The following is a 21,286-nucleotide window of genomic DNA, read 5'->3' as shown; positions in this document are numbered from 1 at the left end:
AAGTGGGGAGAAGGCTCTGAACAGTGAAGTGCACAGAGTCAAGACAGGAGTAGGGAAGGAATACAGAGAGACAATAATAATGGTAGATAGTAAAAAACGCCCTGGCAAAGATCTCGACCGCATCGACCGCAACATTCTGAATGAGCTGCAAAAGGATGGGCGTATTTCGAACGTGGAGCTTTCCAAAAGAGTAGGACTTTCTCCGACCCCGTGCCTTGAGCGCGTACGTCGTCTGGAACGGCAGGGTTTTATTCAGGGCTATACCGCGCTGTTAAACCCGCATTATCTGGATGCATCGCTGCTGGTTTTTGTTGAGATTACTCTGAATCGCGGCGCGCCGGACGTGTTTGAACAATTTAACTCCGCTGTGCAAAAACTTGAAGAAATTCAAGAGTGTCACTTGGTTTCCGGGGATTTCGACTATCTGTTGAAAACCCGTGTACCGGACATGTCGGCCTACCGTAAACTTCTTGGCGAAACCCTGCTGCGTCTGCCAGGCGTCAACGACACCCGTACTTACGTCGTGATGGAAGAGGTCAAGCAGAGCAATCGTCTGGTAATTAAGACCCGCTAAAACGGAACAGGTGCAAAATCAGCGTAGTTTGATTACACTCCTGTTAATCCATACAGCAACAGTGTCGGGGTATCTCTGACACTGTTGTCCGTTTTAGCATTTGGCACCTGGAGAGCCTTTCTTGAGCCAGGAATATACAGAAGACAAAGAAGTCAAACTGACAAAACTCAGCAGCGGACGCCGACTACTTGAGGCGTTACTCCTTTTATGCGCCATTTTTGCCATTTGGTTGATGGCGGCGTTGCTGAGCTTTAATCCTTCCGATCCCAGCTGGTCACAAACGGCCTGGCACGAACCTATCCATAATCTGTGCGGCGCTTCTGGTGCATGGCTGGCTGACACGCTGTTCTTCATCTTCGGCGTCATGGCTTACACCATTCCGGTGATTATTGTCGGCGGCTGTTGGTTTGCCTGGCGACACCGAGCGAGCGAAGATTACATCGACTATTTCGCCGTTTCTTTACGCCTGATTGGCGTGCTGGCAATGATTCTTACCGCCTGTGGCCTGGCGGCAATCAACGCCGATGACATCTGGTATTTCGCCTCGGGCGGCGTCATTGGCAGCCTGCTGAGCACGGCACTGCAACCGATGCTGCACAGCAGTGGCGGAACCATTGCATTGTTGTGTATCTGGGCCGCCGGTCTGACATTGTTCACCGGTTGGTCGTGGGTGAGCATTGCCGAAAAAATGGGCAGCTGGATACTCAGTATTCTAACCTTCGCGAGCAATCGCACCCGTCGTGATGATACGTGGGTCGATGAAGATGAATACGAAGACGATGAATATGAGGACGAAGAGGGTGAGGTTGCACCAAAAGCCTCTCGAGAATCTCGTCGTGCCAGAATCTTGCGTGGCGCGTTGGCGCGTCGTAAACGCATAGCCGAAAAATTCTCTAACCCTATGGGTCGTAAGACCGATGAGGCGCTGTTCTCTGGTCGTCGTATGGACGAGCCGGAAGAGGGCGGGCGTTATGTTACTCAGGTCGATCCTGATGATGTTCTGTTTTCTGGTGCCAGTGTTGCGCGCACGGCGAGCTACGATGAATACGATCCGCTGCTGAATGGGCATTCTGTCACTGAGCCGCTTGCCGCGACCGCCGCACTTGGCACGGCTCCGGCTTGGGCCGCAGACCCGACTCAGGCCGCGCCGTCTATTAACGATCAGATTGTTACAGCGCCTGCAGCGCCGTGGCAGGAGACAGATCCAGCGGTAGCGCCGACGCCAGAAGGTTGGCCGCCGGTACAACAGCCGGTTTACGAGCAGCCGCAGTATGCCGAGCCGCAGCAGCCAGTTTACGAGCAGCCGCAGTATGCCGAGCCGCAGCAGCCGGTTTACGAGCAGCCGCAGTACGCTCAACCGCAGCAACCGGTTTACGAGCAACCGCAGTACGCTCAACCGCAGCAGCCGGTTTATGAGCAGCCGCAGTATGCGCAACCACAGCAACCGGTTTACGAACAGCCGCAGTATGCTCAACCGCAGCAACCGGTCTACGAGCAGCCGCAGTATGCTCAACCACAGCAACCGGTTTACGAACAGCCGCAGTACGCTCAACCACAGCAACCGGTTTACGAACAGCCGCAGTACGCTCAACCGCAGCAGCCGGTCTACGAGCAGCCGCAGTACGCTCAACCGCAGCAGCCGGTTTATGAGCAGCCGCAGTATGCCGAACCGCAGCAACCGGTTTACGAACAGCCACAATATGCCGAACCGCAGCAACCGGTTTATGAACAGCCTCAGACTGAACCTGCTCCGGTTGTTGAGCCTGAACCGGCCGTGGAAGAAGAGGTTAAAGCCCATCGTCCTCCGCTTTACTACTTCGAAGAAGTGGAAGAGAAGCGCGCACGTGAGCGTGAACAGTTGGCTGCATGGTATCAGCCTATTCCAGAACCGCTAGCGCCGGTTGAACAACGCGGAGCATCGATAGCTTCTGCATCTGCTCCTGCTGCCGTACCTGAGCCGAGCGCAAGCGTTGCTCCAGTTGCTGCCAGCGTTCGTCACGCTGCCGCCACCGTCGGTGTTGCGGCTGCCGCAGCGGCGTCTACGCCATTATTTAGCCCAGCCGAAGGCCCGCGCCCACAGGTGAAAGAGGGGATTGGCCCGAAACTGCCACCGCCGAATCGAGTACGTGTTCCTACGCGTCGTGAGCTGGCTTCTTATGGCATTAAGCTGCCATCGCAGCGGATGGCTGAAGAACGTGCCGCCCGTGAAGCTGAGCGTGGCCAGCAGGACAATCATTCTCACTTGATGGATGACGAAGCCGATGCACTGCATCAGGATGCGTTAGCACGCCAGTTTGCCGCCTCACAGCAGCAGCGCTACGGTGAAACCGAAGCGCAAAATAGCTACGCCGCTGAAGAAGACGATGCCGATACTGCCGCAGAGGCTGAACTCGCGCGCCAGTTCGCGGCCTCGCAGCAGACGCGCTACGCCAATGAACAACCTGAAGGGGCGCATCCGTTCTCACTCGACGATTTTGAATTTTCGCCAATGAAAGCGTTGGTAGACGATACTCCGAAAGCGCCGTTGTTCACGCCAGGCGCAATGCCGGAGCCTGCGGTGACTCCACCGCCAGCGCCGCAGCAGCACGTACAGCAACAACCTGCACCAGCTTATCAGCCGCAGCCTGTTCATCAGCAGCCAGCTCCACAGCCTGTCGCGCAGCCGCCGCAATATGCGCCTCAGCCAGCGCAGCAATATGTGCCGCCTCAGCAGCACGTACAGCAGCCGGTAACACCGCCGCAGGAAAGCCTGATTCATCCACTGCTGATGCGTAACGGTGACGATCGTCCGTTGCAAAAACCGACGACGCCGCTGCCATCGTTAGATTTGTTAACGCCACCGCCAACGGAAGTGGAGCCGGTTGATACCTTTGCACTGGAACAAATGGCGCGTCTGGTAGAAACGCGACTGGCTGACTACCGTATCAAAGCGGATGTTGTGAACTACTCGCCAGGCCCTGTTATTACTCGCTTCGAGCTGAACCTGGCACCGGGTGTAAAAGCCGCGCGTATCTCTAATCTGTCGCGTGACCTGGCACGTTCACTCTCTACTGTCGCTGTGCGTGTGGTGGAAGTGATCCCGGGGAAACCGTACGTTGGCCTGGAGTTGCCGAACAAAAAACGTCAGACCGTTTACCTGCGTGAAGTGCTGGATTGCGATAAATTCCGCGATAATCCATCGCCACTGACCGTGGTGCTGGGTAAAGACATTGCCGGTGAACCGGTGGTGGCTGACCTCGCCAAAATGCCGCACTTGTTGGTCGCCGGTACGACTGGTTCGGGGAAATCCGTTGGTGTTAACGCCATGATCATCAGTATGCTGTACAAAGCACAGCCGGAAGATGTGCGTTTCATCATGATCGACCCGAAAATGCTGGAGCTTTCCGTTTACGAAGGTATTCCGCACCTGCTGACCGAAGTTGTGACCGACATGAAAGATGCCGCTAATGCCCTGCGTTGGAGCGTCAATGAAATGGAACGTCGCTACAAGCTGATGTCGGCGTTGGGCGTGCGTAACCTGGCGGGCTATAACGAGAAAATTGCCGAAGCGGCGCGTATGGGCCGTCCGATTCCAGACCCGTACTGGAAGCCGGGCGACAGCATGGACGCCACACACCCTGTGCTGGAAAAACTGCCGTATATCGTGGTTCTGGTCGATGAATTTGCTGACCTGATGATGACCGTAGGTAAAAAAGTGGAAGAGCTTATCGCGCGTCTGGCTCAGAAAGCGCGTGCTGCGGGCATCCACTTAGTGCTGGCAACCCAGCGTCCGTCGGTTGACGTCATTACCGGCCTTATCAAAGCCAACATTCCAACGCGTATTGCGTTTACGGTTTCCAGTAAGATTGACTCCCGTACCATCCTTGACCAGGGTGGCGCAGAATCCCTGCTGGGGATGGGTGACATGCTCTATGCCGCGCCGAACTCTAACAACCCAGTGCGTGTGCACGGGGCGTTTGTTCGCGACCAGGAAGTTCACGCCGTGGTACAGGACTGGAAAGCGCGCGGTCGTCCACAGTATATCGACGGCATCACCTCCGATAGCGAAAGCGAAGGCGGCGGCGGTGGCTTCGACGGTGGCGAGGAGCTGGATCCATTGTTTGATCAAGCGGTGAATTTCGTGACCCAGAAACGTAAAGCGTCGATCTCCGGCGTACAGCGTCAGTTCCGTATTGGCTACAACCGCGCCGCGCGTATCATCGAACAGATGGAAGCGCAGGGGATCGTCAGCGAGCAGGGGCATAACGGCAACCGTGAGGTGCTGGCTCCGCCGCCGTTCGATTGATTGCAAAGATCGGTAAATAAGTCAGAATTAAGTATTTTCTTCTGTCACCACTCGAAATGACGTCATAGAGTGAGTGACAGAGGCGCTCCTGACGGGAGCTTGAGGCTATTTAAGGACTAACAATGAAAAAGACAGCGATCACCTGTGCATTACTTTCCAGCTTTGTTGTCAGCAGCGTATGGGCTGATGCCGCCAGCGACCTGAAAAGCCGCCTGGATAAAGTGAGTAGTTTCCACGCCAGCTTCACCCAAAAAGTGACTGACGGTAGCGGTAATGCGGTGCAGGACGGTCAGGGCGATCTGTGGGTTAAGCGCCCAAATCTGTTTAACTGGCACATGACTCAGCCGGATGAAAGCGTTCTGGTTTCCGATGGCAAAACGCTGTGGTTCTATAATCCGTTTGTCGAACAGGCGACAGCCACCTGGTTAAAAGATGCTACCGGCAACACACCGTTTATGCTGATTGCCCGTAACCAGGCCAGCGACTGGCAGCAGTACAATATCCAGCAAAATGGCGATGATTTTGTGCTGACCCCGCGTGGCAGCAACGGTAACCTGAAAAAATTCACTATCAACGTTGGGCGTGATGGCACCATCCATCAATTTAGCGCTATCGAACAAGACGATCAGCGCAGCAGCTATCAGCTGAAAGCACAGCAGAATGGTGCGATTGATGTGTCCAAATTCACCTTTACACCGCCGCAGGGCGTGACGGTGGACGATCAGCGTAAGTAAGAGGCCTGCGTGAGCAATTTGTCGCTCGATTTTTCTGAAAATACTTTCCAACCCCTGGCCGCGCGTATGCGGCCAGAAAACTTAGCGCAGTATATCGGGCAGCAGCATCTGCTGGCCTCCGGTAAACCGTTGCCGCGCGCCATTGAAGCAGGACATCTGCACTCGATGATCCTCTGGGGGCCGCCAGGCACGGGTAAAACGACGCTGGCGGAAGTGATTGCTCGCTATGCCAATGCGGATGTTGAGCGTATTTCGGCGGTGACCTCCGGGGTGAAAGAGATTCGTGAGGCTATCGAACGCGCGCGGCAAAATCGCAACGCCGGGCGGCGCACTATTCTGTTTGTCGATGAAGTTCACCGTTTCAATAAAAGCCAGCAGGATGCTTTCCTGCCGCATATTGAAGACGGCACTATTACGTTTATCGGCGCGACTACTGAAAACCCTTCATTTGAACTGAACTCGGCACTGCTTTCCCGCGCCCGTGTCTATCTGCTGAAATCGCTGACTACCGAAGATATTGAGCAAGTGCTTACTCAGGCGATGGAAGATAAAGCGCGCGGCTATGGCGGGCAGGATATCGTCCTGCCGGATGAAACGCGTCGTGCTATTGCGGAGCTGGTCAACGGCGATGCGCGCAGGGCGCTGAATACGCTGGAAATGATGGCCGATATGGCGGAACTGGATGATTCCGGTAAGCGCGTGTTGCAACCGCAGCTGCTGACTGAAATTGCCGGTGAGCGCAGCGCCCGCTTTGATAACAAAGGCGACCGCTTCTACGACTTGATTTCCGCGCTGCATAAATCGGTACGCGGCAGCGCACCTGATGCCGCGCTGTACTGGTATGCCCGGATTATCAGCGCCGGTGGCGATCCGCTATATGTGGCGCGCCGTTGCCTGGCGATTGCTTCTGAAGATGTTGGCAATGCCGACCCGCGCGCCATGCAGGTTGCCATTTCAGCCTGGGATTGTTTTACCCGCGTCGGCCCAGCCGAAGGGGAGCGAGCGATTGCACAGGCGATTGTGTATCTTGCGTGCGCGCCAAAAAGTAACGCAGTGTATACCGCCTTTAAAGCGGCGATGGCTGATGCCCGTGAACGCCCGGACTATGACGTGCCGGTGCATCTGCGCAACGCGCCGACCAAATTGATGAAAGAGATGGGCTATGGGCAGGAATATCGCTATGCCCATGATGAACCAAATGCTTATGCCGCAGGCGAAGAGTATTTCCCCAGCGAAATGGCACAAACTCGCTACTATCATCCAACAAACCGAGGTCTTGAAGGCAAGATTGGCGAAAAGCTCGCCTGGCTTGCTGAACAGGATCAAAATAGCCGCACAAAACGCTACCGCTAGCGCAGGCGTTGCGGTAATGTTGTCGATGTACCTCTGTGACCGCGGGCTGCGGTCACATACTCCACTTTCAATTCGATAAGCATAGGATAAGCATGCTCGATCCCAATCTGCTGCGTACAGAGCCAGACGCAGTCGCAGAAAAACTGGCACGCCGGGGCTATAAGCTGGATGTAGATAAACTTCGCGCTCTTGAAGAGCGTCGTAAAGTGCTGCAGGTAGAAACTGAAAATCTGCAAGCAGAGCGTAACTCGCGATCGAAATCCATCGGCCAGGCGAAAGCGCGCGGGGAAGACATTGAGCCTTTACGCCTGGAAGTGAATAAACTTGGCGAACAACTTGATGCCGCGAAATCCGAACTGGATCTCCTGCTGGCTGAGATTCGCAATATTGCGCTGGCGATCCCGAACATTGCGCATGACGACGCACCGATTGGCAAAGATGAAAACGACAACGTTGAAGTCAGCCGTTGGGGTACGCCGCGTGAGTTCGATTTCGAAATTCGCGATCACGTCACCTTGGGTGAAATGCATGGCGGGCTGGATTTTGCATCGGCCGTTAAACTGACCGGTTCACGCTTCGTCGTGATGAAAGGTCAGATTGCTCGTATGCATCGTGCTCTGGCGCAATTTATGCTGGATCTGCACACCGAGCAGCATGGTTATAGTGAAAACTATGTCCCTTACCTGGTGAACCACGATACGCTGTACGGCACAGGCCAATTGCCAAAATTTGCTGGCGACCTGTTCCACACGCGTCCACTGGAAGAAGAATCTGACAGCAGCAACTATGCGTTGATCCCAACGGCAGAAGTGCCGCTGACCAACCTGGTTCGTGATGAAATCATCGACGAAGATGACCTGCCAATCAAAATGACCGCTCATACGCCATGCTTCCGTTCCGAAGCGGGTTCTTATGGTCGTGATACGCGTGGTCTGATCCGTATGCACCAGTTCGACAAAGTTGAAATGGTTCAGATTGTGCGTCCAGAAGATTCTATGGCGGCGCTGGAAGAGATGACCGGTCATGCGGAAAAAGTGCTGCAATTACTGGGCCTGCCGTACCGTAAAATCATCCTGTGCACCGGTGATATGGGCTTCAGCGCTTGCAAAACCTATGACCTTGAAGTTTGGGTTCCGGCGCAGAATACCTACCGCGAGATCTCTTCATGCTCTAACGTCTGGGATTTCCAGGCGCGCCGTATGCAGGCTCGTTGCCGCAGCAAGTCCGACAAGAAAACGCGTCTGGTGCATACCCTGAACGGGTCTGGCCTGGCAGTTGGTCGTACGCTGGTTGCCGTGCTGGAGAACTACCAGCAAGCAGATGGCCGCATTGAAGTTCCTGCGGTACTGCGTCCTTACATGAATGGTCTGGAATATATCGGTTAATTTCCGACTATTTTGCAAAAAAAAGCGCCGTAAGGCGCTTTTTTTATATCCATATTGATACCGAACAATACCCCTCCTGGCAGAAGATTTAATACTCCCTTCTAAGTAGTACCAGCATATAAAACTACAATAATAAATATTCGTTATATAAATAACTATATAACGAAGAGTATTTTCAATGTAAGCAACGAAGTGAGTATCCATGAAAACTGAAACCCCCGATGCTTTACTGGCAGCAGAGGTCAGCCGTCGTGGTTTGATGAAAACCACGGCCATAGGCGGCCTGGCGATGGCCAGCAGTGCTTTTACGCTCCCGTTTAGCCGTATTGTTAACGCCGCCGATACACTGGCTCCGGTGACGGCAGCGGAACGCGTCGTCTGGAGTGCCTGTACCGTAAACTGTGGAAGCCGCTGCCCGCTGCGTATGCATGTTGTCGATGGCGAAATTAAATACGTTGAGACGGATAATACCGGTGACGATAACTACGATGGTTTGCACCAGGTTCGCGCCTGCTTGCGAGGCCGTTCTATGCGCCGCCGTGTTTATAACCCCGATCGCCTGAAATACCCGATGAAGCGGGTAGGTAAGCGAGGTGAGGGCAAATTCGAGCGGATTAGCTGGGAAGAAGCCTTCGATACCATTGCTGATAATATGAAGCGGTTGATTAAAGATTACGGCAACGAGTCTATCTACCTCAACTACGGCACTGGCACATTGGGTGGCACGCTGACCCGTTCCTGGCCACCGGGAAAAACGCTGATTGCGCGCCTGATGAACTGCTGCGGTGGTTATCTCAACCACTACGGTGATTACTCCTCTGCACAGATTGCTGCTGGCCTGAATTACACCTACGGCGGTTGGGCTGATGGTAACAGCCCATCGGATATCGAAAACAGCCAATTAGTGGTGCTGTTCGGGAATAACCCTGGTGAAACGCGCATGAGCGGCGGCGGGGTGACGTATTACCTGGAGCAAGCGCGGCAGAAATCGAACGCGCGCATGATTATCGTCGATCCCCGTTATACCGATACCGGTGCGGGGCGTGAAGACGAATGGATCCCGATTCGCCCGGGCACGGACGCTGCATTAGTGTCGGCGCTGGCGTGGGTGATGATCACTGAGAATCTGGTCGATCAGCCGTTCCTCGATAAATACTGTGTCGGTTATGACGAGAAAACCCTGCCTGAAGGTGCGCCAGCTAACGGCCACTACAAAGCCTATATCCTGGGTCAGGGCAAAGATGCTACGGCGAAAACCCCACAATGGGCCGCGAGCATTACCGGTATTCCGGCTGAGCGCATAGTGAAACTAGCGCGTGAAATTGCGAATGCCAAACCCGCTTATATCTCACAAGGCTGGGGGCCGCAGCGTCATGCGAACGGTGAAATCACCACTCGCGCGATTTCGATGCTGTCTATTCTGACCGGTAACGTGGGCATTAACGGTGGCAACAGCGGCGCGCGCGAAGGCTCCTATGAGGTTCCGTTTGAGCGTATGCCGACGCTGGAAAACCCAGTGCAGACCAGCATCTCCATGTTCATGTGGACGGATGCTATCGAGCGTGGGCCTGAAATGACGGAGCTTCGCGATGGTGTGCGGGGCAAAGACAAACTGGACGTGCCGATCAAGATGATCTGGAACTATGCCGGTAACTGCCTCATTAACCAGCATTCCGATATCAACCGTACGCATGAAATCCTTCAGGATGATAAGCAATGCGAGATGATTGTGGTGATTGATTGCCACATGACCTCATCGGCGAAATATGCCGATATTCTGCTGCCAGACTGTACGGCCTCTGAGCAGATGGACTTCGCGATGGATGCCTCCTGCGGCAACATGTCGTACGTCATCTTTACCGATCAGGCCATTAAACCGCGCTTCGAATGCAAAACGATTTATGACATGACCACTGAGCTGGCAAAACGCATGGGCGTTGAGCAGCAGTTTACCGAAGGGCGTACGCAAGAAGGCTGGATGCGCCATCTGCATGAGCTTTCCCGCCAGGCTGTACCGGAACTGCCGGACTTCGACACCTTCCGTCAGCAGGGCATCTTTAAGCAGCGTGATCCAGAAGGGCATCATGTGGCTTATAAAGCCTTCCGCGATGACCCGCAGGCTAACCCGTTGACCACGCCATCCGGCAAAATCGAAATCTATTCGCAGGATCTGGCGAAGATTGCCGCCACGTGGGAGCTAGCGGAAGGCGATGTTATCGATCCGTTACCGATCTACACCCCAGGTTTTGAAAACTACAACGATCCGTTAGTGGAGAAATTCCCGCTACAGCTGACCGGTTTCCACTATAAAGCGCGTGTGCACTCTACCTACGGCAACGTTGACGTGCTGAAAGCGGCTTGCCGCCAGGAGATGTGGATTAATCCGCTGGATGCGCAGCGACGCGGTATTGCCAACGGCGATCGCGTGCGTATCTTCAACGATCGCGGGGAAGTGCATATTGAAGCCAAAGTTACACCGCGCATGATGCCTGGCATCGTCGCGTTGGGAGAAGGTGCCTGGTACAACCCGGACTCCGGGCGTATTGACCAGGCCGGTTGCATTAACGTGCTGACCACTCAACGCCCGTCGCCGCTGGCGAAAGGCAACCCATCGCATACCAACCTTGTTCAGGTTGAGAAGGTGTAAGGAGTAACCAATGACTACCCAATACGGATTTTTCATCGATTCCGCCCGCTGCACAGGCTGCAAAACCTGCGAGCTGGCGTGTAAAGATTACAAAGACTTAACCCCGGACGTCAGCTTCCGTCGTATTTACGAATACGCAGGCGGTGACTGGCAGGAAGATAACGGCGTCTGGCATCAGAACGTTTTTGCCTACTACCTGTCGATTTCCTGCAACCACTGTGAAGATCCGGCCTGTACCAAAGTGTGCCCGAGCGGCGCAATGCACAAGCGTGAAGACGGCTTTGTGGTGGTGGACGAAGATGTCTGCATCGGCTGCCGCTACTGCCATATGGCCTGCCCGTACGGCGCACCGCAGTACAACGCCGCCAAAGGCCACATGACCAAGTGCGACGGCTGCCATGAACGTGTGGCCGACGGCAAAAAACCGATTTGCGTCGAGTCCTGCCCGCTGCGCGCGCTGGATTTTGGCCCAGTTGAGGAACTGCGCCAGAAACATGGGCAACTGGCGGCGGTTGCGCCACTGCCATCGGCGCACTTCACCAGACCGAGCATTGTGATTAAACCGAACGCCAATGCACGTCCGTGCGGCGACACTACTGGCTACCTGGCCAACCCGAAGGAGGTCTGAGATGGGAAGCGGATGGCATGAATGGCCGTTAATGATCTTCACGGTCTTTGGACAGTGCGTGGCAGGCGGGTTTATCGTCCTGGCGCTGGCGCTGATGAAAGGGCAACTGGCGCGTGAACAGCAGCAGCGTGTGGTGCTGAGCATGTTTGCACTGTGGGTGCTGATGGGGATTGGCTTTATCGCCTCGACCCTGCACCTCGGCTCTCCGTTGCGCGCGTTTAACTCGCTGAACCGCGTGGGAGCGTCGTCGCTGAGTAATGAAATTGCCAGCGGCGCCATTTTCTTTGCCGTGGGTGGTATCGGCTGGTTGCTGGCCGTGACCGGTAAGCTGTCGTGCGCGCTGCGCAGCCTGTGGCTGGTGGTGACGCTGGTGCTGGGCGTGGTGTTCGTGTGGATGATGGTGCGGGTGTACAACACCATCGACACCGTGCCGACGTGGTACAGCATCTGGACGCCGCTGAGCTTCTTCCTGACGCTGTTTATCGGCGGCCCGCTGCTGGGCTTCCTGCTGCTGCGCTGGGCCGGAGTGGAAGGCTGGGCGATGCGTCTGCTGCCGGTGGTGAGCCTGACTGCGCTGGTGGTGAGCGTGGTGGTATCGCTGATGCAGGGCGCAGAGTTGGCGACAATCCACAGTTCGATTCAGCAGGCGTCCGCACTGGTGCCGGACTACGGCTCGCTGATGGCGTGGCGGGTGGTGGCGATTGCGCTGGCGCTGGTGTGCTGGGTGGCTCCACAGCTGAAAGGCTACCAGCCGACGCTGCCGCTCCTCAGCCTGGCATTTGTGCTGGTGCTGGCCGGTGAGCTGATTGGGCGTGGCGTGTTCTACGGCCTGCATATGACCGTCGGCATGGCGATTGCCAGCTAATCAAATTTTGAAGCCGGAATGATTTCCGGCTTTTTTGTCTCTAAATTAAAGCAAGCTCGGGGTGGAATAATGTCAGATGACCATATTGATAAATTCATTAAAATACCGGTAAGCCGAAGAAAGATTATTCAGGCAGGGGCCGCAACTGGGCTGGTTGCCGCAGCCGGTGGTATTTCATTACCTTTCAGTCGTAAAGTTTTTGCCGCCAGTGAAAAAGCCGCCAGGTTAGAAGAAAAAGCCGTGTGGAGTTCCTGCACCGTTAACTGTGGTAGCCGTTGTTTGCTGCGGCTTCACGTGAAAGATGATGAAGTATATTGGGTGGAATCAGATACCACGGGTGACGATATTTATGGCCAGCATCAGGTCAGAGCCTGTTTGCGTGGACGCTCTATTCGCCGCCGAATGAATCACCCGGATCGAATTAAATATCCGATGAAACGGGTAGGTAAACGTGGTGAAGGTAAATTTGAACGCATCAGCTGGGATGAAGCGTTGGATACCATTGCCAACAGCCTGAAAAAAACGCTCAACGATTATGGTAATGAAGCAGTGCACGTTTTATATGGCACTGGGGTTGATGGCGGCAATATTACTAACTCCAATGTGCCGTATCGCTTAATGAACTCCTGTGGGGGCTATTTAAGCCGCTACGGTAGCTACAGTACCGCGCAAATTAGTGCCGCGATGAGTTATTTATACGGCGGCAACGACGGCAATAGCCCGGATGATATTGCGAACAGTAAATTAGTGGTGATGTTCGGTAATAACCCGGCGGAAACGCGAATGAGCGGCGGCGGAGTAACTTACTACGTCGAACAGGCGCGTGAACGTTCGAATGCGCGGATGATAATGATTGATCCACGCTATACCGACACGGGCGCAGGGCGTGAAGATGAGTGGCTGCCGATTCGCCCTGGTACGGACGGTGCGCTGGCTGCGGCAATTGCCTGGGTGCTGATTGCTGAAAATCTGGTGGATCAGCCGTTCCTCGATAAATACTGCGTTGGCTACGATGAGAAAACGCTGCCGGAAGGCGCATTACCGAATGCGCATTATAAAGCGTACATTCAGGGAAATGGGCCAGACGGTATCGCTAAAACGCCGCAATGGGCCTCGCGTATTACGGGTATTCCACAAGATAAAATCGTGCAACTGGCACGTGAAATCGGCACGGCTAAACCCGCCTATATTTGTCAGGGTTGGGGGCCACAGCGCCACGCCAACGGTGAGCAAGCCTCTCGCGCTATTGCCATGCTGTCTATTCTGACCGGCAACGTCGGTATTAATGGCGGCAACTCAGGGGCTCGTGAAGGGACGTTTGATTTGGGCGTAGAGTGGTTTTCAATGCTGGATAACCCAGTGAAAACACAGATCTCGGTCTTTACCTGGACTGATGCCATTGAACGTGGGGCTGAAATGACCGCGATCCGCGACGGTATCAGAGGTAAAGATAAGCTTGATGTGCCGATTAAATTTATGTGGTGCTACGCCAGTAATACCCTGATTAACCAGAATAGCCATATCGCCAGAACGCACGACATATTACAAGACGAGAGCAAGTGCGAAATGATTGTCGGGATGGATCACTTTGTCACCGCGTCGGCGAAATATTATGACATCCTGCTGCCTGACCTGATGCCTACCGAACAGGAAGACCTGATCTCGCATGAGTCGGCAGGTAATATGGGCTACGTTATTTTGGGGCAACCCGCTACCACGGCAAAATTTGAGCGTAAGCCTATTTACTGGATGCTCAGCGAAATAGCAAAACGCTTGGGGGATGATGTCTGGAATACCTTCACCGAGGGGCGTACGCAGCATGAATGGATAAAATATCTGTTTGAGAAAACCCGCGAACGCAATCCTGAAATGCCATCTTATGAAGAGATGAAAGAAACGGGGATTTATAAACGTAAATGCCCGGAAGAGCATTATGTGGCTTATCGATCTTTCCGTGAAGACCCACAGGCTAACCCATTAAAAACGCCATCTGGCAAAATCGAAATCTATTCACAACGATTAGCAGAAATCGCATCGACCTGGGAATTACCTAAAGGAGATGTGATTGATCCGCTGCCAATTTATGCTGCCGAAGTTGAAGGCTGGGACGATCCTCAACGGCAGAATTACCCGCTGCAATTAACCGGTTTCCATTATAAGGCGCGAACCCACTCCAGCTACGGCAATATTGATGTTTTGCAGCAAGCTTGTCAGCAGGAAGTATGGATTAACCCTATCGATGCGAAACCGCGCGGAATAGCCAATGGTGACAAGGTTAAAGTCTTTAATGATCGTGGACAGTTGTTTATTCAGGCCAAAGTGACGCCACGCATTATGCCAGGGGTGACAGCAATGGGTCAGGGGGCCTGGCTACAGGCCGATATGTTCGGCGATAAGATAGACCACGGTGGTTCCATCAATATTCTGACTTCATCACGCCCATCGCCGCTGGCGAAAGGTAACCCATCTCACACCAACCTTGTTCAGGTTGAGAAGGCGTAAGGAATAATAGATGACCACACAATACGGATTTTTCATCGACTCCGCCCGCTGCACAGGCTGCAAAACCTGCGAGCTGGCGTGTAAAGATTACAAAGACTTAACCCCGGACGTCAGCTTCCGTCGTATTTACGAATACGCGGGCGGCGACTGGCAGGAAGATAACGGCGTCTGGCATCAGAACGTTTTTGCCTACTACCTGTCGATTTCCTGCAACCACTGTGAAGATCCGGCCTGTACCAAAGTGTGCCCGAGCGGCGCAATGCACAAGCGCGAAGACGGCTTTGTGGTGGTGGACGAAGATGTCTGCATCGGCTGCCGCTACTGCCATATGGCCTGCCCGTACGGCGCACCGCAGTACAACGCCGCCAAAGGCCACATGACCAAGTGCGACGGCTGCCATGAACGTGTGGCCGACGGCAAAAAACCGATTGCGTCGAGTCCTGCCCGCTGCGCGCGCTGGATTTTGGCCCAGTTGAGGAACTGCGCCAGAAACACGGGCAACTGGCGGCAGTTGCGCCACTGCCATCGGCGCACTTCACCAGGCCGAGCATTGTGATTAAACCGAACGCCAATGCACGTCCGTGCGGCGACACTACTGGCTACCTGGCCAACCCGAAGGAGGTCTGAGATGGGAAGCGGATGGCATGAATGGCCGTTAATGATCTTCACGGTCTTTGGACAGTGCGTGGCAGGCGGGTTTATCGTCCTGGCGCTGGCGCTGATGAAAGGGCAACTGGCGCGTGAACAGCAGCAGCGTGTGGTGCTGAGTATGTTTGCACTGTGGGTGCTGATGGGGATTGGCTTTATCGCCTCGACCCTGCACCTCGGCTCTCCGTTGCGCGCGTTTAACTCGCTGAACCGCGTGGGGGCGTCGTCGCTGAGTAATGAAATTGCCAGCGGCGCCGTCTTCTTTGCCGTGGGCGGTATCGGCTGGTTGCTGGCCGTGACCGGTAAGCTGTCGTGCGCGCTGCGCAGCCTGTGGCTGGTGGTGACGCTGGTGCTGGGCGTGGTGTTCGTGTGGATGATGGTGCGGGTGTACAACACCATCGACACCGTGCCGACGTGGTACAGCATCTGGACGCCGCTGAGCTTCTTCCTGACGCTGTTTATCGGCGGCCCGCTGCTGGGCTTCCTGCTGCTGCGCTGGGCCGGCGTGGAAGGCTGGGCGATGCGTCTGCTGCCGGTGGTGAGCCTGACTGCACTGGTGGTGAGCGTGGTGGTATCGCTGATGCAGGGGCAGAGCTGGCGACAATCCACAGTTCGATTCAGCAGGCGTCCGCGCTGGTGCCGGACTACGGCTCGCTGATGGCGTGGCGGGTGGTGGCGATTGCGCTGGCGCTGGTGTGCTGGGTGGCTCCACAGCTGAAAGGCTACCAGCCGACGCTGCCGCTCCTCAGCCTGGCGTTTGTGCTGGTGCTGGCCGGTGAGCTGATTGGGCGTGGCGTATTCTACTGTCTGCATATGACCGTCGGCATGGCGATTGCCAGCTAACGAAAATAGACTGCCGGGGCGGCCCCGCTCCGGCATTTTTTGTTCATGAATTTTTCAACTGAACGCCTTTCTTTTATTCTCATCATTTATTAACAAAAACAATTAAATAGATTTTTATAATGTCTTTATTCCGCTGCGTTGAATAAAAAACGTCAATCGTCATCGATCAAAGTGTGCCGTAGCGTAATTCCGGTGGATTGACAATGTTTTTGGCGGTGGCATGATGCGCACGAATCTGTTTATCCTCACGGTTTTAGACCCATGTCTACCTATACTCGCCCGGTGCTGTTATTGCTCTGTGGCTTATTGTTATTGACGCTGGCGATCGCGGTATTAAATACGCTCGTCCCGCTGTGGCTCGCCCATGAAAGTCTGCCGACATGGCAGGTAGGAATGGTCGGCTCGTCCTATTTCACCGGCAACCTGGTAGGCACTTTGCTAACCGGGCGTCTGATTAAACGTCTTGGCTTTAACTTCAGCTATTACATTGCCTCGCTGATTTTCGCGGCGGGCTGCGTAGGGCTGGGCTTTATGGTCGGCTTCTGGAGCTGGATGTTCTGGCGTTTTATCGCGGGTGTCGGCTGCGCCATGATTTGGGTGGTAGTGGAAAGCGCGCTGATGTGCAGCGGTACGTCAAGCAACCGGGGCCGCCTGCTGGCAGCCTATATGATGATGTATTATATCGGCACTGTGCTGGGGCAGCTTATCGTCAGCAAATTGCCGACAGACATGGCGACCATTTTGCCATTAATGACGGGGGTTGTGTTGGCGGGCATCCTGCCGCTGCTGTTTACCCGTATCATGAATCAACAAGACGGTCCGCAGGATGGCAGCACTCGCGTTTGGCCTATGTTCAAACTGCGCCAGGCACGTTTAGGGGTGAACGGTTGTATTATTTCCGGGATTGTTCTCGGCTCGCTGTATGGCCTGATGCCGCTGTACCTTAACCACCGTGGCGTGAGCGATTCCGGGATCGGTTTCTGGATGGCGGTCATGGTCAGTGCCGGTATTCTGGGGCAATGGCCTATTGGTCGCCTGGCGGATCGCTATGGCCGTTTATTGGTGCTGCGCGTGCAGGTGTTTGTGGTCATTATCGGCTGTCTGGGAATGTTAAGCCAGGCGATGATGGCTCCGGCGCTGTTTATCCTGGGAGCGGCTGGCTTTACGCTGTATCCGGTAGCAATGGCTTGGGCTTGTGAGAAGGTGGAACATCATCAGTTGGTGTCGATGAACCAGGCGCTATTGCTAAGCTACACCATCGGCAGCTTAGTGGGGCCATCGCTCACCGCCATGCTGATGCAGAGCTACTCCGATAATCTGCTGTTTGTCATGATTGCGGGTGTCTCGTTGGTTTATTTGATGATGCTGCTGCGCAAAGCTGGGCATCATCCAACGCCAGTGGCCCACGCTTAATGATAATGTCCCGGCGTAGCGACCGCCATCAGGCGAACGGGCTGCTGTTCTGGCGGCGTTAAAGCGCAGGGTTCCTGATGGGGTATCACGAAAATTGTTGACCTCATCCAGCATGGTGTACAGGTCATCAAAAGCGGGGCGAAGTTTTTCATACAGGCTGCGTCCGGCCTCCGTCAGCGCGACGCTTCGGGTCGTGCGGTTGAACCGGCGGATTTTTAATCGCTGCTCCAGTTGCTTAATTGCATGGCTAATTGCCGATGTGCACCAGCTCTTTTCCGAGATGCAGGGCCATGATACCGCAGTGATTGTTTTCCCTGTTTGGTGGTATAGCTTCCCGGCGATGCTGAAAGGTTATCTGGCTCGCGTGTGGGATTATGGTCTGGTGTATGGTAGCGGTAATTATCGTGATCACCACAAACCCACCGCGCGAGCGGGTTTGTGGTGATGTGGAATGTTATTTTGCCTGAGCCAAAATATTACCTTCCCAGCCTTTTTGTGCGTAGTCATTCAGGCCATTGATGGTTTTAACCGGCTGTCCCGCATTGAAGTTAATCTGTTTTAAATCCACCCATACCTGAGAAGCGGCAAAGGTTGATTTGAAGTGATACTCCTGATGCGAGAGATCGGAAATCGTCGTCCAGTAGGTTCCAATCCCTTTGTTATTCTCCGGTTTTTTGCTGTACTTCGCGTACATATCAATGACTTTTTGCTCACTGCTTTCTGCTGGAATACCCAGCGGATACGCTACGTTATTGACGACCGATAACACAAAACCTTGCGCCTGGTCTTTATTCTCCGGCTTCGGTAAGTTTTGCAGGTTCCACGTCGCGCGAACTAAACGTTGGTCGGCATCAAGGCCCGTTGGGATCGCCTCACGACTGGCGTTTTTGAAGCGCGCCAGGTTCGCCAACTGCTTGTCGTAGGACGGCGGGTTAGTCATCACGCGGTAATTTTTGTCGTGATAGATATTCACTTTGCCGTTGTCGATTTCAATAATGGCGGAATCGCCGCTGTTGTCCTCAATCGCGATATGTTTGGTGTCGGTGGCGTAATCGACCGGCAGTTTTGCGGCGGCGAGGCGGACATTATTGCGCAGGCCTTCTACTGCGTCATTGACGGTGGAATAGTTATCCAGGATGTAGCTTAGCCAGGCGCGGCTTTCCAGCAGCGGTTTATCCTGGTTATCTTGCTGAACCTGTGAGCCATTCATATAGAACAGAGTGTGCCCAGCCAGCCCTTTTTCATTCATGCCGTCCATTGGGAATACTCCATCGGCGTAAATAACAACGCTGCCGTAGCGCGTTGTCCAGTGCGCCGCTTTGGCACTGTCGCCGCCGTTGTGCTCAACGCCTCTTGGCGTGATAACCAGCGAAGGGTCAACTGGGCCGAAAAAGTCGAGATTACGTGCGGTGACCATATAGCCCGGGAACATATTCATAAAGGCGCGGGTGCAGGCATCGGCGCTGACGCTAATACCAGCGGTTAATACCATCCCCAACGCAGCGGCAGAAATTGTCTTCTTATTCATGGTGAAATCCTTAATTGATTAGCTCGCTATGGATAATATCGATAAGAAAGACGTCGGTATAAGTCACTTAATGTGGGAAAATCCCCCAGTAGCAATCAAAGGAGATGAGATGGAGTCGATTAATTTCACCCTGGCGCAGATTGAGGCTTTTGCCTGTGTTTGCGAGTGCGGCACGTTAACGCAGGCGGCTAAAAAATTACGCAAAGATCGCACGACGGTCAGTCAGTTGATTGATTATCTGGAAATTGATCTCGGCTATACGCTGTTTGACCGTACCACGCGGCCATTGAAATTAACGGAGTCCGGCAAGCTGTTGTACCGGCAGGCACGGCTTTTTCTGCATGAAGCTCAGGCATTTTCCCAGGCGGCGCATCAGTTGCCGGATCAGCTCAAGACGCAGTTAACGCTGTGCTATGACCCGTTTACCCCACGCCCGTTTTTGTTGCGGCTAACGGAAAGCCTGGCGCGTCAGCATGTTTCGCTGGAACTGCTGATGTGTGAACGCGAACAGGCTGAGCAGTGGCTGGATGAAGGCAAAGCCCATGTGGGGATTTATCAAGCGTTGAACCGCTCGGTGAATGACCATTTAAAGTGGCGGGCGGTTGGCACGATTTCATTGGCGGTTTGGGCGCGTAGCGGCTTTTTTAGCGTTAGCCCGGTATCGATGCTGCACCTGGCGGCTCGCCCTCAGCTCGTGCCGTTTTGCGCATTGCCTGACTCGCTGGCGCAGCGAATTCAACTGGCCGATCGGATGATTAGAGTCAATGAGCTGTCGCTGCTGCAACATCGTGTGTCGGCAGGTGATGGCTGGGCTTTTTTACCCGATCATTTTGGTGCGGAGCAATGGCATGACGTGGAGCGGCTGGAAATCGAAGCGGGTGATAAAGGTTTGACGCATCCGGTGGTGGCATTGTGGAAGCCAGGGCAAATACCTTCAACGCAGTTGACGACAATTTTGACGGCGATTGATAACACCTGGCAAAAAGGGGAGTGACCCCCAATAGGGAGCCACTCTGCGGTGCTTAGTACATCACTTTATGACCATACTGCTCAAGAATGCCTTTTACGCGTTCCATGGTCTCTTTCTTCGGCGGCTTAACGCCGTCAAGTTTGTACTCTTCACCCATTGCCACCCATTTGTGTTTGCCCAGCTCATGGTATGGCAGCAGTTCGATTTTCTCTACGTTGCCCATATCGCGGGTAAACTCGCCCAAACGGTGCGCGGAGTCATCGTCGTCTGACCAACCCGGTACGACAACGTAGCGAATCCACACTTTCACATCTTTTTTCGACAGATACTGAGCGAACTCCAGGGTTCGGTGGTTCGATACGCCAACCAGGTTTTGGTGAATCTCGTCGTTCATCTGTTTGAGATCAAGCATTACCAGGTCAGTCACTTCCAGCAGTTCATCAATTACTGGGTCGTAGCGACGCACGAAACCGTTGGTGTCGAGACAGGTGTGAATGCCTTCCTTTTTACATGCGCGGAACCAGTCGCGCACGAATTCTGCCTGAAGGATAGCTTCACCACCGGAGGCCGTAACGCCGCCGCCGGAAGCGTTCATAAAGTGGCGATAGGTCACCACTTCTTTCATCAGTTCTTCAACGGTGACTTCTTTGCCGCCGTGGGTGTCCCAGGTATCACGGTTGTGACAATACAGGCAGCGCATCAGGCAGCCCTGGAAGAAGGTAATAAAGCGGATGCCTGGGCCATCAACGGTACCACAGGATTCAAAGGAGTGAATGCGACCAGTTACAGACATTGCAGTGTTATCTCCAGTTTTTCCCTGCGGTCAGCAGGGTGACGATTATGACTTCAGGTCGTCTTGAGTTTATTTTGCTTGTTAACCTGATTATAGAAGTTACCAGGCAAAATCGACT

The 21,286-nt window shown here is 54.2% G+C and carries 13 protein-coding genes and 4 pseudogenes; 14 read left to right on the top strand and 3 right to left on the bottom strand.

What is annotated here, in order from left to right; all coding sequences use genetic code 11:
* Positions 1-79: 79 nt before the first annotated feature.
* The 12 genes and pseudogenes from lrp (at position 80) to AC6I4B_RS15010 (ending at position 17,877) form a co-directional block, all read left to right on the top strand.
* Positions 80-574 (top strand): leucine-responsive transcriptional regulator Lrp, encoded by a 495-nt coding sequence (lrp, locus tag AC6I4B_RS15065; protein WP_002439523.1) that lies wholly within the window; start codon positions 80-82, stop codon positions 572-574.
* 121 nt (positions 575-695) lie between these two features.
* The gene (ftsK, locus tag AC6I4B_RS15060) at positions 696-4,859 is read left to right on the top strand and encodes a DNA translocase FtsK (RefSeq protein ID WP_497766217.1); all 4,164 of its coding nucleotides are present in this window, start codon (positions 696-698) and stop codon (positions 4,857-4,859) included.
* Between the two features lie 122 nt (positions 4,860-4,981).
* Positions 4,982-5,593, top strand: a complete 612-nt coding sequence (gene lolA, locus AC6I4B_RS15055) for an outer membrane lipoprotein periplasmic chaperone LolA (RefSeq protein WP_497766216.1) — start codon at positions 4,982-4,984, stop codon at positions 5,591-5,593.
* Positions 5,594-5,602: 9 nt separating this feature from the next.
* Positions 5,603-6,946 (top strand): replication-associated recombination protein RarA, encoded by a 1,344-nt coding sequence (rarA, locus tag AC6I4B_RS15050; RefSeq protein WP_497766214.1) that lies wholly within the window; start codon positions 5,603-5,605, stop codon positions 6,944-6,946.
* Between the two features lie 92 nt (positions 6,947-7,038).
* A complete protein-coding gene (serS, locus tag AC6I4B_RS15045; RefSeq protein WP_497766213.1) occupies positions 7,039-8,331 on the top strand; it encodes a serine--tRNA ligase in 1,293 nt (430 codons plus the stop codon).
* Between the two features lie 202 nt (positions 8,332-8,533).
* The gene (gene dmsA, locus AC6I4B_RS15040) at positions 8,534-10,978 is read left to right on the top strand and encodes a dimethylsulfoxide reductase subunit A (RefSeq protein WP_497766211.1); all 2,445 of its coding nucleotides are present in this window, start codon (positions 8,534-8,536) and stop codon (positions 10,976-10,978) included.
* Positions 10,979-10,988: 10 nt separating this feature from the next.
* Entirely contained in the window at positions 10,989-11,606 is a 618-nt protein-coding gene (locus tag AC6I4B_RS15035) for a DMSO/selenate family reductase complex B subunit (protein WP_497766210.1), read from the top strand.
* Between the two features lies 1 nt (position 11,607).
* Positions 11,608-12,471, top strand: a complete 864-nt coding sequence (locus AC6I4B_RS15030) for a dimethyl sulfoxide reductase anchor subunit family protein (RefSeq protein ID WP_497766209.1) — start codon at positions 11,608-11,610, stop codon at positions 12,469-12,471.
* A gap of 96 nt (positions 12,472-12,567) precedes the next feature.
* A complete protein-coding gene (gene ynfF / locus AC6I4B_RS15025) occupies positions 12,568-14,973 on the top strand; it encodes a selenate/tellurate reductase subunit YnfF (protein ID WP_497772192.1) in 2,406 nt (801 codons plus the stop codon).
* Positions 14,974-14,983: 10 nt separating this feature from the next.
* A pseudogene (locus AC6I4B_RS15020) lies at positions 14,984-15,600 on the top strand (DMSO/selenate family reductase complex B subunit).
* A 1-nt stretch (position 15,601) separates the two neighbouring features.
* A pseudogene (locus AC6I4B_RS15015) lies at positions 15,602-16,464 on the top strand (dimethyl sulfoxide reductase anchor subunit family protein).
* Between the two features lie 261 nt (positions 16,465-16,725).
* The gene (locus AC6I4B_RS15010; RefSeq protein ID WP_497766207.1) at positions 16,726-17,877 is read left to right on the top strand and encodes an MFS transporter; all 1,152 of its coding nucleotides are present in this window, start codon (positions 16,726-16,728) and stop codon (positions 17,875-17,877) included.
* 36 nt (positions 17,878-17,913) lie between these two features.
* Here the strand turns inward: AC6I4B_RS15010 and AC6I4B_RS15005 are convergent.
* A pseudogene (locus tag AC6I4B_RS15005) lies at positions 17,914-18,138 on the bottom strand (LysR family transcriptional regulator); the annotation flags it as partial.
* Between AC6I4B_RS15005 and AC6I4B_RS15000 the strand changes: the two are divergent.
* Positions 18,134-18,277: pseudogene (locus tag AC6I4B_RS15000) on the top strand (NAD(P)H-dependent oxidoreductase); the annotation flags it as partial. The pseudogenes AC6I4B_RS15005 and AC6I4B_RS15000 sit on opposite strands and share 5 nt — an antisense overlap.
* 54 nt (positions 18,278-18,331) lie before the next feature.
* Here the strand turns inward: AC6I4B_RS15000 and AC6I4B_RS14995 are convergent.
* Entirely contained in the window at positions 18,332-19,405 is a 1,074-nt protein-coding gene (locus AC6I4B_RS14995; protein ID WP_497766206.1) for a linear amide C-N hydrolase, read from the bottom strand.
* A 109-nt stretch (positions 19,406-19,514) separates the two neighbouring features.
* On the opposite strand from AC6I4B_RS14995, the gene AC6I4B_RS14990 reads away from it, so the two are divergent.
* Complete coding sequence (locus AC6I4B_RS14990; protein ID WP_497766204.1) at positions 19,515-20,399, top strand: LysR family transcriptional regulator; 885 nt, start codon at positions 19,515-19,517, stop codon at positions 20,397-20,399.
* 28 nt (positions 20,400-20,427) lie between these two features.
* Here the strand turns inward: AC6I4B_RS14990 and pflA are convergent, their stop codons facing one another.
* Positions 20,428-21,168: a pyruvate formate lyase 1-activating protein gene (gene pflA, locus AC6I4B_RS14985; protein WP_497766203.1), complete on the bottom strand. Its 741-nt coding sequence runs from the start codon at positions 21,166-21,168 to the stop codon at positions 20,428-20,430.
* Between the last annotated feature and the right edge of the window lie 118 nt (positions 21,169-21,286).

It is taken from the genome of Kluyvera fluvialis, from assembly GCF_059725275.1.
The sequence above is the reverse complement of the archived record's forward strand: the minus strand, read 5'-3'. Positions and strand labels throughout refer to the sequence as shown.